21 protein-coding genes are annotated in these 15,852 nt (G+C 41.7%); 17 read left to right on the forward strand and 4 right to left on the reverse strand.

Going from position 1 to position 15,852, the window contains the following annotated elements:
* Window positions 1-18: 18 nt before the first annotated feature.
* Window positions 19-1,623 (reverse strand): PDDEXK nuclease domain-containing protein, encoded by a 1,605-nt coding sequence (locus tag ACYVRA_RS16090; RefSeq protein ID WP_461253749.1) that lies wholly within the window; start codon window positions 1,621-1,623, stop codon window positions 19-21.
* A 113-nt stretch (window positions 1,624-1,736) separates the two neighbouring features.
* On the opposite strand from ACYVRA_RS16090, the gene ACYVRA_RS16095 reads away from it, so the two are divergent.
* The 10 genes from ACYVRA_RS16095 to ACYVRA_RS16140 all read left to right on the forward strand — a co-directional run bounded on the left by ACYVRA_RS16095 (window position 1,737) and on the right by ACYVRA_RS16140 (window position 8,055).
* Complete coding sequence (locus ACYVRA_RS16095; RefSeq protein ID WP_461253750.1) at window positions 1,737-2,282, forward strand: flavin reductase family protein; 546 nt, start codon at window positions 1,737-1,739, stop codon at window positions 2,280-2,282.
* Window positions 2,283-2,311: 29 nt separating this feature from the next.
* A complete protein-coding gene (locus tag ACYVRA_RS16100) occupies window positions 2,312-2,551 on the forward strand; it encodes a DUF5678 domain-containing protein (RefSeq protein WP_461253751.1) in 240 nt (79 codons plus the stop codon).
* A complete protein-coding gene (locus ACYVRA_RS16105) occupies window positions 2,544-3,014 on the forward strand; it encodes an aspartyl protease family protein (protein ID WP_461253752.1) in 471 nt (156 codons plus the stop codon). The genes ACYVRA_RS16100 and ACYVRA_RS16105 overlap by 8 nt, the downstream gene beginning before the upstream one ends.
* Window positions 3,015-3,042: 28 nt before the next feature.
* Complete coding sequence (locus ACYVRA_RS16110; RefSeq protein ID WP_461253753.1) at window positions 3,043-3,594, forward strand: hypothetical protein; 552 nt, start codon at window positions 3,043-3,045, stop codon at window positions 3,592-3,594.
* A gap of 213 nt (window positions 3,595-3,807) precedes the next feature.
* Window positions 3,808-4,647, forward strand: coding sequence for a hypothetical protein (locus ACYVRA_RS16115; protein ID WP_461253754.1), 840 nt, complete (start codon window positions 3,808-3,810; stop codon window positions 4,645-4,647).
* 191 nt (window positions 4,648-4,838) lie between these two features.
* Window positions 4,839-5,051, forward strand: a complete 213-nt coding sequence (locus tag ACYVRA_RS16120; protein WP_461253755.1) for a FeoA family protein — start codon at window positions 4,839-4,841, stop codon at window positions 5,049-5,051.
* Between the two features lie 11 nt (window positions 5,052-5,062).
* Complete coding sequence (locus ACYVRA_RS16125; RefSeq protein WP_461253756.1) at window positions 5,063-5,287, forward strand: FeoA family protein; 225 nt, start codon at window positions 5,063-5,065, stop codon at window positions 5,285-5,287.
* 11 nt (window positions 5,288-5,298) lie between these two features.
* Window positions 5,299-7,521 (forward strand): ferrous iron transport protein B, encoded by a 2,223-nt coding sequence (gene feoB / locus ACYVRA_RS16130; RefSeq protein ID WP_461253757.1) that lies wholly within the window; start codon window positions 5,299-5,301, stop codon window positions 7,519-7,521.
* 163 nt (window positions 7,522-7,684) lie between these two features.
* The gene (locus ACYVRA_RS16135; protein WP_461253758.1) at window positions 7,685-7,846 is read left to right on the forward strand and encodes a FeoB-associated Cys-rich membrane protein; all 162 of its coding nucleotides are present in this window, start codon (window positions 7,685-7,687) and stop codon (window positions 7,844-7,846) included.
* Window positions 7,843-8,055 carry a heavy-metal-associated domain-containing protein gene (locus tag ACYVRA_RS16140; RefSeq protein ID WP_461253759.1) on the forward strand — a complete coding sequence of 71 codons (213 nt, stop codon included), beginning with the start codon at window positions 7,843-7,845 and terminating at the stop codon, window positions 8,053-8,055. Before ACYVRA_RS16135 ends, ACYVRA_RS16140 begins: the two co-directional genes overlap by 4 nt.
* Window positions 8,056-8,060: 5 nt before the next feature.
* Here ACYVRA_RS16140 and ACYVRA_RS16145 read toward each other — a convergent pair whose 3' ends face one another.
* Complete coding sequence (locus tag ACYVRA_RS16145; RefSeq protein WP_461253760.1) at window positions 8,061-9,410, reverse strand: hypothetical protein; 1,350 nt, start codon at window positions 9,408-9,410, stop codon at window positions 8,061-8,063.
* Window positions 9,411-9,546: 136 nt separating this feature from the next.
* Here ACYVRA_RS16145 and ACYVRA_RS16150 point away from each other — a divergent pair, with 136 nt between their 5' ends.
* The 5 genes from ACYVRA_RS16150 to ACYVRA_RS16170 all read left to right on the forward strand — a co-directional run bounded on the left by ACYVRA_RS16150 (window position 9,547) and on the right by ACYVRA_RS16170 (window position 12,296).
* Window positions 9,547-10,107 carry a hypothetical protein gene (locus ACYVRA_RS16150; protein ID WP_461253761.1) on the forward strand — a complete coding sequence of 187 codons (561 nt, stop codon included), beginning with the start codon at window positions 9,547-9,549 and terminating at the stop codon, window positions 10,105-10,107.
* 2 nt (window positions 10,108-10,109) lie between these two features.
* Window positions 10,110-10,295, forward strand: coding sequence for a hypothetical protein (locus ACYVRA_RS16155; protein ID WP_461253762.1), 186 nt, complete (start codon window positions 10,110-10,112; stop codon window positions 10,293-10,295).
* Window positions 10,296-10,357: 62 nt separating this feature from the next.
* Window positions 10,358-10,555: a hypothetical protein gene (locus ACYVRA_RS16160; protein WP_461253763.1), complete on the forward strand. Its 198-nt coding sequence runs from the start codon at window positions 10,358-10,360 to the stop codon at window positions 10,553-10,555.
* A gap of 93 nt (window positions 10,556-10,648) precedes the next feature.
* On the forward strand, window positions 10,649-10,828 hold the full coding sequence (locus tag ACYVRA_RS16165; RefSeq protein ID WP_461253764.1) for a hypothetical protein: 180 nt from the start codon (window positions 10,649-10,651) through the stop codon (window positions 10,826-10,828).
* A gap of 79 nt (window positions 10,829-10,907) precedes the next feature.
* Window positions 10,908-12,296 carry a hypothetical protein gene (locus tag ACYVRA_RS16170; protein ID WP_461253765.1) on the forward strand — a complete coding sequence of 463 codons (1,389 nt, stop codon included), beginning with the start codon at window positions 10,908-10,910 and terminating at the stop codon, window positions 12,294-12,296.
* 548 nt (window positions 12,297-12,844) lie between these two features.
* Here the strand turns inward: ACYVRA_RS16170 and ACYVRA_RS16175 are convergent.
* Window positions 12,845-13,120 (reverse strand): TIGR03905 family TSCPD domain-containing protein, encoded by a 276-nt coding sequence (locus ACYVRA_RS16175; RefSeq protein ID WP_461253766.1) that lies wholly within the window; start codon window positions 13,118-13,120, stop codon window positions 12,845-12,847.
* 19 nt (window positions 13,121-13,139) lie between these two features.
* Complete coding sequence (locus ACYVRA_RS16180) at window positions 13,140-14,000, reverse strand: MBL fold metallo-hydrolase (RefSeq protein ID WP_461253767.1); 861 nt, start codon at window positions 13,998-14,000, stop codon at window positions 13,140-13,142.
* A 235-nt stretch (window positions 14,001-14,235) separates the two neighbouring features.
* Here ACYVRA_RS16180 and asd point away from each other — a divergent pair, with 235 nt between their 5' ends.
* Together asd and ACYVRA_RS16190 are read left to right on the forward strand one after the other, a co-directional pair.
* On the forward strand, window positions 14,236-15,336 hold the full coding sequence (gene asd / locus ACYVRA_RS16185; protein ID WP_461253768.1) for an aspartate-semialdehyde dehydrogenase: 1,101 nt from the start codon (window positions 14,236-14,238) through the stop codon (window positions 15,334-15,336).
* A gap of 71 nt (window positions 15,337-15,407) precedes the next feature.
* The gene (locus ACYVRA_RS16190) at window positions 15,408-15,785 is read left to right on the forward strand and encodes a response regulator (RefSeq protein ID WP_461253769.1); all 378 of its coding nucleotides are present in this window, start codon (window positions 15,408-15,410) and stop codon (window positions 15,783-15,785) included.
* The last annotated feature ends 67 nt before the right edge of the window (window positions 15,786-15,852 follow it).

Consider the following 15,852-nt stretch of genomic DNA (forward strand, 5'->3'; position numbering starts at 1 on the left):
GAAACAGTCCTCTTTCTTTCAATCGTTTTTTTCGCCGTCAATTGTTCCGATTTTATTTTCAACAAACTCCATTTCACGTTCAATCTCTTCTATCGTCGGTAAACTGGACTTCAAGTCGTCAGGCACAGCGGCGGCTATTTCGTTCTTCCAGTCCGCAACGCCAATAGGGTTTGTATACCCTGAAAGTGAATACTCCACAACCGTACGGTTCTTGCCTTTTACCAAAAGAAGGCCAATAGTAGGCTTATCATCAGGATGACGCAGAATATCATTGACAATGTTTTGGTACATATTTAACTGGCTAACATCGCCGGGTTCAAAATCACGGGTTTTTAGTTCAACAACTATGTAATAACGCAGTTTTAAGTGGTAAAAAAGCAGATCGATGTAAAAATCGTCACCACCGACTTCCATATGTACCTGCCGTCCAACAAAGGCAAACCCCTGGCCTAGTTCAAGCAGGAATTTTTCCATATGATCGACCAACGCCCTCTCGACCTCCGCTTCCCGTCGCGCTTGCGCCGTGCCGATAAAGTCAAAAAGATACGGGTCTTTAAAAGTCTGTTCAGCCATATCGGACTCGCCAGGCGGCAACGCACCCGTAAAATTTGTTACCGCTTTGCCTTCGCGTTTTATTAACTGCATATCTATCATGTGGCTAAGTACATTACGGTCGTTTAACAAACGGGCTTTCTTGTTGTTATTCAAAATCCAAAGCGTTACGGAAATATCGGTGCTGTAAAACATTTCACGAGGCAGAACTATTATCGCTTCTATTTTGTCATTTTCTACAAGCTGTTTCCTTATGTTGTATTCGTCTCCGTCGGCGTTAAGAGCGCCATTGGCAAGCAAAAAACCTGCGATTCCCCGAATTGCGAGGTTCATGCGGGCAAGGCGGTAGGTGTCGGGATTGGATTCCTGCCCGTAAACGGAAATGTATTTGCGGTTTCCCTTGTGGTTGTCAACAAACCTGACAGATTGAACAAACATACCGCCTGAACCGCAACAGGGGTCGTAGATTTTTCCTTTATACGGCTCGATTAATTCCGCAATTAAATCGACGATGAATTTCGGCGTGTAGAATTCGCCTTTTTCCTGCGCTTCGTCAATGGCGAAATTTTGCAGAAAGTATTCATAAACTCTGCCTATCAAATCTTTTTCGTGAAAACGCTGTTCGGAGATTTTATTGATTTCGTCTATCAGGGCTTTTATGTCGTTCTTTGCAACGCCCAAGTTAGAAAAAAACCGCTGAGGCAGAGCGCCCTTAAGGGAACTGTTTTTTTCCTCAATGTCCGCCATGGCTTGATCGAGCAGGATAGCGATGTCGTCCCTGCTTGCGTTCATGATGATATATGACCAGCGTGATGTTTCGTTCAGGTAAAAAACATTCTTCGCCTGATAAAACGATGCTTTTTCCAGAAAGATGCGGTTTTCGCCGTTTTCATTTATGATTTCCTGCCGTCTCTGTTCAAATTTATCTCCGGCGAATTTAAGAAAAACCAGCGCCAAAACGGTGTCCCTGTTGGCGGATTTACTGCACTTGTTCCGCAAGACAACCCGGCAGTTCCACATGATGGTTTCGAGGGTAACTTCTTTTTCTTTTTTTGCCCTTGTTTTCGCCATTTTATCCTATACGATAATATAGCACACATATTAGTTTTATTAAACTATTCTGTTATAAAGCTTTAACATGAAGGGTTGCCATACCGTTAACAGCGTGTTATTGTATTGGTAAGATGATGAAAAAACTCCCTCTTCAAAAAGCGTTTACCCTCCTTGAATCCGGCCCGGTAGTCATGGTGACAACAGCCGACGGAGATAAGCAAAATATACTGACGCTTTCGTGGACTATGGTTATGGACTTTACCCCTCGTTTTGCATTTATGACAGGCCCGTGGAATTACTCTTATAACGCGCTGAAAAAGACAGGGGAGTGCGTAATTGCGATACCCGCCGTTGACCTTGCAAAAAAAGCCGTACAGATTGGCACTTGCACCGGCGCGGAAACAGATAAATTTAAAAAGTTTAAATTAACGCCCCTTATGGCGGAAAACGTATCCGCGCCGCTTATCAAAGAATGTTACGCGAACATTGAGTGTTGCGTAATTGACCACATTAAAAAACACGATATTTTTATTCTTGACGGCATGGCGGCGTGGATAGATAACAAACGAGATGAAAAACGCTGTTTCCATGCCGTAGGAGACGGCAGATTTATCACTGACGGCGAAATTATTAACCACCGCCGTATTATGCTTTCCAAACTGCCAAAAGGGGTTTGAAATTTTAGTTTGTTGGTATATACTTATAAATGGAGGCTGGTATGCTTGATTCCGAATGGGAATATTATGAAAATCACCGTGACGAACTGGTCGAAAAATATTGCGGAAAATATGTCGTTATATCTGGCGATAAAGTAGTAGCCGCTTATGATGATGAAGATGTCGCTTATGATGAAACGATTAAAGTTATTCCTTTAGGCTCTTTTATGATACACCATGTGATGGAGGAAGAGGAAGTTTATACGATTTCCCCGGTCTTAGGTGTCTAATAAATATTTTCCGTTCAAAAACGAGTATCCCTATCTTCCATTAAAACTCATAACAGAAGCCGAAGTTTTTAATTCTATACAAAGTCAAAATGTAATAAGAGTAAGAGCGTTATGGGATACAGGCGCGATGTTATCTGCCGTAACGCCTGAGATAGCAAAAAAATTGAATTTGGTTTCTATTAACCGAATTAAAATAAATGGCATAGGCAGTTATAGCATTGCCGACATTGTTAGGGTTTCTATACGGTTGCCAAATTTGATAGAGTTAAATAATGCCCGTGTATCAGTACTTAATTTAGTAAAGGATGTTGATATGCTTATTGGAATGGATATTATCCGGCTTGGCGATTTTTCAATAAGTAATGGAGCGGGGAAAACGCTGTTTACCTTTGTTATGCCGCCTTTTGATCAAAAAACAGACCTTTATGAAAAAGCTATTGCGGTAAATAAGCAAAATATTTAAGGGAGGGGAGATATTTTTTATTTTAAATATGAATAACGCCGACTTAAAAAAACTAATAAAACAGCTTTTAAAAAAATACCATCCTGATTTATCACAAAATACAGGTATGGAAACCGGCAGTGACGATATGGCAAAGAAATTGACTAATATTCTTAACGATTTAAAAATATACGCGAGAAACAAACAAGAAGCCGGTAAAGATATTTCAAACAATACTGAAAACGGGCTTGTGCAAGTGGAGAATCAGGATTATCTGTATTATAAATTAGGAATAAAATACTTTAAGAATATTCATCCTAATTTTATTTATAAACGTAAAGCGGATAATACCTTTACGCTTAAATCTTTTGACGAATTGATGTCCGCGTTAAATAAAATAATACTGTCCATTTATTTGTCTGAAAATTATTTTACAAAGGTCATTCTGGAATATCCCGATTCTATCTGGCGTAATGACGCTATTGCGAAAGTAAAACTTTTGTTAAAACTAACAAAAAGTTATGAGAACATAAATCCAAATGAGCAAAAAGTTATTGACAGCACAGACTTTATTAATCAAATGGGCATAAAACCAATTTAATGGCTTACTTTAACAAAACGCAAGATGATACAAAATTGTCAAGAAAACTACAAAAAATAAGAATTTTGAGAAATTAATTTTTTATTTTTTTTCAAAAAACGCTTGACAAACAAGTTAGGATACACTAACTTGTAAACATAAATAGTTAGTTATTACTAACTTTTTTATTTACCTTGTGGTTAGTCATTGCTAACTCAAGAATGGAGGTGTTTTATGAAGAGGTTTTTTATCGCTATTCTCGTCATGGCTCTGTTGGCAAGTTTTGCCGCCGCCGAGGACGAAGAGGGCATCGGTCTTTCCGTAGGGCTGGAATTCGGCATTGGAAATGTAAACATGGCTAACGATGAGGAAATGTCCCCTTATCTTATGCCAATTCTTATCTACGAAAATTCTTTCCTTGATGACGCGCTGGATGTCTATGCCGAAGTTGATTATACTTTCGGCTTTACCAAAGAACCCAACGACGACGGAGATGAGGTCAATCCGCAGTCAATGTATGTTGATCTTATGATTGGTTATAATTTGGGTCTTGGCGACGCGTCCACCTTATCTTTTATTTTGGAGAATGAATTTGACGAGATAATCATTGCTCCAAAGATTGAGGAAGGCAACGCCCTTACGGGAATATTTACACCGGCGATTAAATTCAATAGGGAATTTGATTTCGGAGATATTTACGCCCAAATTGGCGCGCCAATCACATATTACGATAAAAATACCGATGCCTCAATTGGGCTTGACTTTACCCTCGGCTGGAACAGTTCCTTTGGTTTAGGGATTGAGGCAAAAGTGTGTACGTTGATTGTTCCGAATGATGATGCCGGTTATACGGGCGTGGAAGCGATTATTTCTTATGCAACAGAGCCGATATACGCCGAAATCGAGATAATTATCCCAAAGGAAATTGATAATGAGGGGGTAAAAATTACCCCTGAATTTGATTATTCTTTCAAGAATTTCACTTTTTATGTTAAGTGCGTGTTTGACGGTATTGGAGTGAAAGATGGGAATGTCACCATATCTCCCGCTCTGGGAGTAAAATATAGTTTTTAGTTAAAAACAGCCAAAAATCATCAAAAAAGGGGATTTTAAATGGAGAAAAATTTCTTAAAATTTTTTCAAAAAACGCTTGACAAAAAAGTTAGGATACGCTAACTTGTAAGCATAAGCGGTTAGTTGTTACTAACTTTTTTATTTACCTTGCGGTTAGTCATAACTTACCGCAACCGGAAAGGAAGGATATAATGATGCCTTTATCAATGGCAAGAATCGGAGAAGATAATTCGATAAAAAAAGTGGGCGGCAAGGAAGAAATCCGTCAGTTTCTCGCAAACCTCGGCTTTGTTCCCGGTTCGCACGTTACGATTGTTACCAAAAACAGCGGTAATGTGATTGTGAGCATAAAAGAATCCCGCGTGGCCGTGAGTCAGGAAATGGCCACAAAAATAATGGTTTAAGGAGGATGACCATGAAAACGCTCAAAGAGACAAAACCGGGCGAAACTGTTCAAGTAGTAAAAATAGGCGGCGGCGGCCCTATAAAGCGCCGAATTATGGAAATGGGCATTACCAAAGGCGTGGAAATCCATGTCCGAAAAGTAGCCCCGTTAGGTGATCCTGTAGAAATTACGGTGCGGGGTTATGAGCTTTCCCTGCGGAAAGAAGACGCCGAATCAATAGAAGTTAGTGAGTAGAGGAGGAATATATGGCTATTAAAATCGCGCTTGCGGGAAATCCCAATAGCGGCAAAACTACGTTGTTTAACGCCCTTACCGGTTCCAACCAATTTGTAGGAAACTGGCCCGGCGTAACGGTAGAAAAAAAAGAAGGCAAATTAAAAGGGCAGAAAGATGTAACTGTTACGGATCTGCCGGGCATTTATTCGCTTTCGCCTTACTCGCCCGAAGAAATAGTCGCCCGCAATTATTTAATTGATGAAAAACCTGAAGCGATACTGAACATTATTGACGCTACGAATTTGGAGCGCAATTTATTTCTTACAACCCAGCTCACGGAGCTTGGCATACCCGTCGTCATGGCGTTAAACATGATGGACGTAGTGCATAAAAACGGCGATAAAATCGATGCGGCGCGGCTCGCGAAAGAGCTAGGCTGTCATGTTGTAGAAATATCCGCGCTTAAAGGCACGGGTATTATGGAAGCTGCGGAAATGGCGGTCGAAGCGGCGACCGGCGCAAAAACCATACCACAGCACAGTTTTTCAGGCGCGGTGGAGCATACATTAGCGCATATCGAAGAAGCGGTGTTACATGACATGCCCAATGAACAGCAAAGATTTTTTTCCATAAAACTTTTTGAGCGTGACAAAAAGATAATTGAAAAACTTGGATTAAAACCCGAACAAGTCGCGCATATTGAGCAAGACATTAAAGATTGTGAAACGGAACTTGAAGACGACAGCGAAAGCATAATCACCGCTGAGCGTTACACTTACATTGATTCCATTATCAAAGACTGCATCAAAATTAAAAACAAAGGCAAACTCAGCATATCGGACAAAATAGACAAAATAGTTACTAACAGAATTTTAGCGCTTCCTATCTTCGCCCTGATAATGTTTATCGTTTACTTTGTTTCTGTAACAACAGTAGGATCAATTGCTACCGATTGGGCTAATGACGGAGTGTTCGGAGACGGCTGGCACTTGTTTGGAATTGGCTCATCTGGTTATGAAGAAGCACTAGGCAGCTTTAATGACGGGCTGATAACTGAAGAACCCGACCCTGCTAATTTCGGCGTATGGGTTCCCGGCGTTCCGGCAGTGCTTGGCAATTTACTTGAAGCGGTAAATTGCGCCGAATGGCTAAAAGATTTAATTTTAGACGGAATTGTCGCCGGAGTCGGCGCGGTGCTTGGTTTTGTGCCGCAAATGTTTATCCTGTTTATCTTCCTCGCCTTTTTGGAAGCCTGCGGTTATATGGCGCGTATCGCGTTTATCATGGACAGAATTTTCCGCCGCTTCGGATTGTCTGGCAAATCGTTCATTCCTCTTCTTATCGGCACAGGCTGCGGCGTTCCTGGCATTATGGCGTCACGTACAATTGAAAACGACCGCGACCGTAAAATGACTATTATGACCACCACCTTTATTCCATGCTCGGCGAAACTGCCCATTATCGCGCTAATTGCCGGTGCTCTGTTCCACGGAACATGGTGGGTAGCGCCAAGCGCATACTTTATCGGTATTGCGGCTATTATTTGTTCAGGCGTGATTTTGAAAAAAACAAAAATGTTCTCAGGCGATGTAGCGCCATTTGTTATGGAACTTCCCGCCTATCACTGGCCGACCGTGCTTAATATTTTACGCAGTATGTGGGAACGCGGCTGGTCATTTATCAAAAAAGCAGGGACTATTATTCTTCTTGCGACTATTATCGTCTGGTTCGCTTCCAACTTTGGATGGGGCGAAAGCGGCTTTGGCATGGTCGATATGGAAGAAAGCATTTTAGCGTTCCTTGGCAGAGCTATTGCCCTAATCTTCACGCCATTGGGCTGGGGTAACTGGAAAGCCGCGGTCGCCGCCATCACAGGTTTAATCGCGAAAGAAAATGTAGTGGGAACTTTCGGCATTCTCTACGGTTTTGGCGACGCCGTTGAAAACGGTTCGGAAATTTGGAGTACGTTAGCCGCGAGTTTTACAACATTAGCCGCTTACTCATTTTTAGTGTTTAACTTGTTATGCGCTCCCTGCGTCGCCGCGATGGGCGCTATTAAAAGGGAAATGAATAACGCAAAATGGTTCTGGGCGGCAATAGGCTACCAGTGCGGTTTAGCGTATATTGTGTCACTGTGCATCTATCAATTTGGAATGATGTTTACAGGTCATTTTGGTTTTGGTACGGTAGTGGCGTTTTTGCTAACGGCTGGATTTGCGTATATGCTGTTTAAGCCGGCTGTTAAGGAATAGGGGAGTAGGGAAAATTTTCGGAGAAGATCTCACGCAAAGGCGCAGAGGACGCAAAGGGAAGAAGCGAAATTTGGAGACTAAGAGTCTTCCTTCGTGTCTCCGCTAACTTTGCGTGAGAATAATAATTAAAAGTTTTAACTATATAGTGAAACAGGAGAAGAGTATGGGCACTTTTTTATCGAATAATGCAGGAACAATTCTTACCGGAATTGTTTTGATCGTGATTGTTACGGCAGTTATATTTAAAATACGCAAGGATAAGGACAAAAAAGGGGACAAGTGTGCCAACTGCCCCTACGAGTGCGGAATCAAGAGGGAAATATGATGGAAAAGACTAAATTAAACGTGGACGGAATGTCTTGCGGTCATTGCGAAATCGCTGTTCAAGACGCTGTTCGCAAACTGTCCGGTATCAAGAAAGTAAAAGCCAACAGGCGCAAAAAAGAAGTGGTTGTTGACTATGACGCTTCTCTTGTAACGCCGGAGCAGATTGTCAGCGTGATAAATGGTACTGGGTATAGCGTGATCAGTTAGGCGCGTTATTTGACTGGCGACTCCAACGCGTAAACAACAATCAATTTCTCCCCCTCATTAATCGCCCAATAAACTTTACCGTTATGCGGATTGTAGCGCAAAGTATCATTCATGCTTAATCGTATGCCATTAAGTTCCTGCGGTTCTGAAATTGCCTTGCCTTTTTCATCAATGAGGAGCATATAAGTAGTAAGATATTCCGTCTTGCCGCTTGCGATAATATTTGCGGCTTGGGTGGAAAATTTAAAAAATTCCCATAATAGCAGATAACGGTTAGAATCAATCTTTACAATTTTAGGGTGTCCGGCATGACCGTCGTTCTTTGTGTATTTTGTCAGATATATTGGGGCGGAACAAGAAGACATATTCTCATCAAAAGTAAGCACAAAAATATCTCGTGGATTCTCTCTTTCTTTTCCGTAGGTTCCGGCAAAGATATAACCGTCGGAAGTTTTCGCCAAACCGCCCATTTCCGCGTAAGTCTGGTTCGCGCCTATCTTGCCCGGAAAACCAAACGCGTGTACCCGTTTAGTTCTGCTTTCATTTAAAAATTTTGCAAAAGTGAAACTTCTTGTATACGCGTCGCCGTGATCGGCAAAAACAAAACCGTTATCAATGGGAAGAATAAACTGGTTAAAAGAATGGCTGACATAGGGCATTTGTAAATAGCCTCCGTCTTTATCGGCATTTGTCGCGGCTCCCTTATCAATTCTTTCAAACGTGTTTTTATCCAAAATAAAACCGTAAGACGCCTGATGTCCGCTGTACATTAAACGTGCAAAATAAACCGCCAACATTGTACCCGATAATTCAAGTCGGCAAGTTCCCGAATCAAAAGGCTTTTTAATGCCGTCAAAACTATTTGGAGCAAACGCCTTGAGTTTATAAGTGTTGATTTTTTCCCCATCACGGTTGTACTTTACCATAGCCATATTTTCTTTATTTCTATCCGTCGAGGAATCGGCGAAAAAAAAGTAATAATTGCCGTCATTGTCTTTGGTAAAAGCTCCTAAATTATTAAATTCATTTTTAACAGTTAATATTTTTTGTTCTTTCAGATTACTGTCATATTCATAAATATAAGTTGTCGGTTCATTAGATATAATTGACATTCCATCTAAATCGGAATTTATTGTTGACATGTCAGAAGCGCACACCGTTACCGAGCCGTCGCCATTTACGAAAGTCAGGACATGCGGATGCTGCCCCCAATAACTTATATAACGGTTTCCCCTGTAATCGGCTGTATCGCGGATAGAATAGCTGACCGTCTGTTCTATCCGTGTAATTCCTTGCGCTCCAATGCAGTAAACAAATAAACTCGCAATAAGAACAAATAATGTAACACGTTTCATTTTAACGCTCCTTTTTTTAAGAAAAACTCATACGGCTTTTCAAGACAGTTAACAGTATAAAGATATTTTTTTTCATTATCAAGACGGGTGTACTGAACAGGGCAGGAAGCAAAAACGATGGGGAAAATGCTTTTTTATGGTAATGACACAGGTTGAATTTTATGTTAAAATAAAAAACATGGAACTTGATTTTGAAATAGACAAAATCACCGAATCAATAGAAAACGCCGAGACAGGCGAAACATTGAACACCCTTGTCCTATCAGTAACAAAAGACGATTTGAAAGAAATTACCAAAAAGAACGGTTGGCTTTTTGATTGGAAACTGGAATTCTCCTATCCTGATCGGCAGGTATATAAACTTATTACCGAAAAAGAACCGCAAGTTATTCATGGGCTTGTATCATTTGAGAAAGATGACGGCTTTATGTATATGCACCTGATAGAAAATTCACCGTTTAATTTGGGGAAAGGCAAAAAATATCTTGGGGTAGCAGGTAATTTAATCGCTTATGTTTGTAAATTGTCTAAAGAATACGGTTTTGATGGGGTTATTGCTTTTAAACCAAAAACCGCCCTCATACCTCATTACGAAAAAACGCTTGGAGCGGTACTTATAAGTAAGGATAGAATGGCAATTTTTGAAAAAGACGCAAAAGTCTTACTAAATAAATATTTTCCTGAAACGGAGGAGTAATTATGTATGCGATAGATACACAAGAAAAAATGGACTGGCTTTTGAACGGACTTGAAAACAGAGAAATCATTTTGGATAACAGAAAATTGACAGAAGAAGACCGTAAAGAAATCCGCAGGGAAATCGCCGAGTACAAAGCAATGCATCATGAAAACGAAACCGTTATTAAAGAAGCGGTTTTAGTTTAAACAGTACGGAAGCGGTACTACGAAAAAACGGTAACACTGTTGTGCTCAAAAAGGAACAAACAATGAAACATAAAGTTATTTTACTAGCGGTTATATTTATCATAATCACGACTGCACAGGCGACAGCGCAGACCGAACCGAAAACAGCGGAAGAATACGTTAAGCGAGGTAACACATATTTAGAAAAAAAAGAGTATGACAAAGCGATTGCGGATTTCAACGCCGCATTGTGTAAAAATGGTAAACATGGTATACTATAAACATGGAACTTGATTTTGAAATAGACAAAATCACCGAATCAATTGAAAACGCCGAGACAGGCGAAACGCTTAATACTCTTGTCTGGATGAACAATGATCGCAATAGACACTGAAGAAAAATTTAACTGGTTACTGGAAGCTTTTGAAAGCGATGTTTTTCAATTTGAAAGCAAAATATTGACAGAAGAAGACCGTAAAGAAATCCGCAGGGAAATCGAAGAGTACAAAGCAACGCACCCTAAAACACCTGCCAAAGAAGCGGTTTTAGTGTAACAACTTGTTCACGCACGGCGTCTGCCGCGCACCAGAGGCAACGCAAGTATCTGACACCCAGAGCAGGGAGCAAAGATAAGTGGGAAAGAAAATATTATTTGCGGTTTTTATTTTCAGCATTGCGCTAAACAGAGTTGCGCTTCATGGACAGCAAATTACCGAGGCAAGTCGGACGGTTGATTATATTATCCGCGATAACGCGGATTATTACGGGAACAAGTATTTAAGAGGCTGGACGCAATATCCCACTGTTTTGACCTTTGTAAATGGAGACGGTTCGGTTACGGTGTGCTCTTCCAATACGGCGCTCGGTGATAAATATGGCTCTTATGGCGTGTCTTCCACCGATGAACCGACGACATATATCTATGAATATGACATTAATCTGCAAGAACAAAAAACATTGACTTTTAAGAATGAACTTGGACATCTGGGCGCTTTTACCAAAGACAATGACGGCAACTATTATTTTTTTTACGCAGTCGATACGACCGATAAAAATAAAGAAATTATGACTATGGTTAAATACAATAGAGAAGGGGAAAAATTAAAAACCTATAAACTCAAGGCGCAGGCTCCCAGTAGTTTTGACGGAATTAGGGTTCCCTATGCCGCAGGGTCTTGCCGCCTTGAATTGTCAGGCTCAATGCTTGCGGTTTATTTTGCCCGTGAAATGTTTAGCGGCCATCAGGCATCCTATGGTTTTGTTCTTGATAAAGACACGTTTGAAAGAATTGATAAGGGAGCTGCGACAAATGCTGAAAAAGACGGAGGCTATTTACAAATGCCCTATGTCAGCCATTCATTCAACCAGTTTATTCTACCCATTGAAAACGGTTTTGTTTTTGCGGATCACGGGGATTCGTATCCCAGGGCATTTACATTCGCCAAATTTCAAAAGGGAAGCAATACCATACGGCAACATGCGTTTGCTTTTCCGGGTAGAAGGGGTGAAACTTTGACTTATGCGGAAATGGGAGGCCTTGCAAAAACTTCAAGCGGTTATATTTTTACCGGAACATACGGCAGGGAACAAAACAATCCCCGCAATCTTTTCGCGCTTACCTTTGACGAAGAAATGAAAGCGTGTTCATCTCCGATATATTTGACAAAATACACCAAAAACGCCGGACACGCCGGACACTCGAAGATCGCCGCATTGAATGACGGGCGGTATCTTTTACTGTGGGAATTTTTCAGTTTTTCCACCCAGTCGGCATTTTCTGTAAGCTGGAATAATTCCGGTTATATTTCCACCTATATGCTTTTCATAGACGAACAAGGAAAACCCCTAACAGAGCCGCATGAACTTAAAGGCATACGTCTGAGCATGAATGACACTTTGCGTTACAACCCCCATAACGGCAAAGTATATTGGGCGATTAATGAGGGCGATAAGAAAATAAAAGTTTATGCGCTAGAAACGAAGCAAGCGGAGCGCAAGGTATCTGACCCCACTTTTCCCTAATGCCGTTATGCGACATTTATAAGTTACCAACAATGTCTATTGCTAATTGTTAATTGCTAAAAGAGTACGACGATAAAATTCTTATGAGCGCTAGAAGATGTATGCCCAATAAATTCCTTGAGTACAGGGCAATCCGGCGTTGCCGGATTGCTTAGGAGTTTTGCCAAAGAGAAACCCCCAGTTATCACTACGATTTTTACCTTGATAAGACTCTATGCTTTATTATTGTTTATTGTGTTTGGCAAAACTCCAGACTGTGAATTGCTATAACGGCGATTTATTTCTTATGAGCGCTAGAAGATGTATGCCAAATAAATTCCTTGAGTACAGGCGGGCAGGCTGCGCGTGATGTAAAAACCTCTTTCGGAGTTCCCCGCCGGAGAGACTTTGTAATAAAACAAAGAAAATTCAGAGAATAAACGTCCGGCGACGCCCCCTAGATAAAGCTTTCTACCCACCGCTATTTAGTCGCCGGAAAGGCTCGTAGGCGGGTTCTTCCGAAGTTTTTACAGCGCGCGCAGCCTGCCCGCCTGTACTGAATAAATTCTTTAGGCATACATCTTGCTTTCCAAGTACGCTTTCTCCACCGCAATCGCAAGCTGATCCGCGCATGATGTCCCCTTGCTTACTCCTCTCTCTTCGCACATTATTCCCTTGCATTTTGCTTTTATCTCGTCTACGGTCATTCCGTCGGCAAAGCGGGATATGGCTTTTAAGTTGCCGTTACAGCCTCTTTCAAATGATATGTTGCTTATGATATTTCCGTTAATATCAAAGTTAATTTCTTTGGAACAAGTCCCCTGTGTTTTATATGTGTATTTCATAACAAACCAATAACCGCCTCTATTTCCCTGGTGTAAATTTAAAGCCGCTTCCATCCACGCTGACATTGCCTGTTCCAGGGTACACGATGTGCATTCCGGCTACGGGAATTTTGTTCTTTGCGGCATAATCCAAAACCTGTCTGCGTACCGCAGCAGCCGCTTTTTGATCCATGTCGTAAGTCGCGCTGATCTCAGGAACGGGAAATTGTACCAAAGCTATGTGCAGAAGGTCTCCAATAATTAACAGTTTATCTTTGCCGTTTTCTATCAGATAGATCGTATGTCCGGGAGTATGTCCGTAAGCGGCGATGGGAGAAATCCCCGGAACTATTTCTTTCAATTTTTTTCCCAACTCTCCCGGTTCAAATGTGATGACCTTATTGCCGTAAGGTTTAAGCGCGGCGACCGCTCCCTGATTAACTTGGCTCTTTGTAAAATATTCCAGCTCTTTAGCGGAAAGGTAAATTTTCGCTTTTGGAAAAACCGCCGCCCCGTCTTTTTGCAAACTGCCAAAGTGATCCCCGTGCAGGTGGGTAATAAGCACCGCGTCGATATTTTCGGGCTGTACGCCCAGTTTTTTGACTTTTTCTACTATAATACCGCCCATTCCGGTCCCGGTATCTATCAATATATTCTGTTTTGGGGTTTTGATTAAAACGGCATTGGCTGTGTGTTTAAAACCTTCCGCCGGAATGTAGCGTTTCAGAACCGCCTCGTCCGCTCCGACTAATATCCCCGTGTTTCCGTCTCTTTCGGATTCTACCAAAATGTAAACTTCATATTGACCGACTTTTAATGAATAAATACCGTCGCCGTCGCCCGCGTATCCGTTTACGGCCATAGCGTAAAAAATTAAACCCATAATGCATATTTTTTTCATTTTTTCCTCCTGAATAGAGAATATCATTTTTTTGTAAAATGAACAATGAAAAATGAACAATAGTTTTGTCCACTGTCTTTTCTTGAAGCTCACGCATGGATATATAACAACAATCCCCTTCTCCCTCTTCTTCGTGATCTTCTCTTCCTTTGTGTCCTTAGTGAGAAATATTTCGATAAAATTCCTCTTTAACAATTTTTCTTTTTTTGCTACTATAAACTACAAGGAGCAAATTATGGAAAAAATCCCAGTTGGTATTTTGGGCGCTACGGGCATGGTGGGACAGCAGTATATCTCCCTTCTCAATGATCATCCCTGGTTTGAGGTACTCTATGTAGCAGCCTCTCCACGGAGCGCGGGTAAAAAATATTCTGAAGCGATTGCGGGAAGATGGCAGTTGACAAAAACTTACGCTCCTCATGTCGGAGCAATAATGGTAGAAGACGCTAACGACGTGAGCCGCGCTGTGGCGGCTTATAAAAAAGGCGAATGTTCTTTTGTGTTTTCAGCTCTTGAGATGGGCAAGGATGAAACCCGCGCCCTTGAGGAGGCGTATGCCAAGGCGGGAATTCCTGTTATTTCAAACGCGTCGGCTCACCGCTGGACTAACGATGTGCCGGTTTTAATAGCCGAGATAAATCCTGAACACGCCGACATTATCCCCATACAGAAAAAAGCGCGCGGCTGGGATCGCGGTTTTATAGCCGTAAAACCCAACTGTTCAATACAGAGTTATATGAAGCCCATTCACGCCCTCGCGCAAGCCGGCTACCCAACGCAGAGGGTAATTGTTACCACAATGCAGGCGGTTTCCGGGGCGGGTTATCCCGGCGTGTCAAGTTGGGATATGCTTGATAACATTGTTCCATACATTGGCGGCGAGGAGGAAAAGTCGGAAAAAGAACCGCTTAAAATTTTCGGCTGCATTGACAACGGCGTGTTTAAGAACGCTGAGTTTCCTAAGATTTCCGCCCATTGTAACCGCGTGCCTGTAACAGACGGACATTCGGCGTGCGTAAGCCTTGAGTTTGCCGCCAAAAAGCCGTCTCTTGATGAGATAAAGAAAATTTGGGCCGCCTACAAAGGACTGCCGCAGGAAGCGAATCTCCCAATGGCGCCAAAGCAGCCGATTATTTACCGCGAAGAGGACAACCGTCCCCAGCCGCGCAAAGATCGCGACGCTGACAAGGCGATGGCTGTCGTTATCGGGCGGCTTCGTCCCTGCAATGTGTTTGATATCCGTTTTGTGGCGCTTTCGCACAACACCGTGCGCGGCGCTGCCGGAGGCGGTATTTTAAACGCGGAATTGTTAAAACACAAGGGGTATTTGGGATAATTTTCTATTTGACTATTTCAATGAAATATGTGTAGAATTGAAGTACTAATTAAAGAGAGGACGGGGATTTTATGGAATTTTTAGTTGTTGATGATTCGCGGCCTGCTCGTAATCTTATTAAAACTTATGTTGCCGAAGTAAAGATAGGCGAGCCATGTTATTTTCTCGAGGCGGGAGACAGTGATACCGCGCTGGATTTGTTAAAAAACAGACGTGTCGATTTTGTCTTGCTCGACTGGAATTTATCTACGAATACGACAGGATTGGATATTCTAAAAACAATCAGAAGTTCGGATAAATTAAAAAAATTGCCCGTTATAATGATATCCGGTGAAAGCGATAAACAGCATGTCATTGAATCTGTAAAAAACGGCGCAAATGACTTTGCGACAAAACCAATTGACAAGAAGTCGTTTTCCGATAAAATACTAAAGGCGCTTGCCAGATAATGGAATTGTTTGGATATATAGCCGGCTCCTGAACAAGTTGCCGCCCTATATTCTTTTTTATTTTTTT

The sequence above is a fragment of the Treponema sp. R8-4-B8 genome, assembly GCF_054786175.1.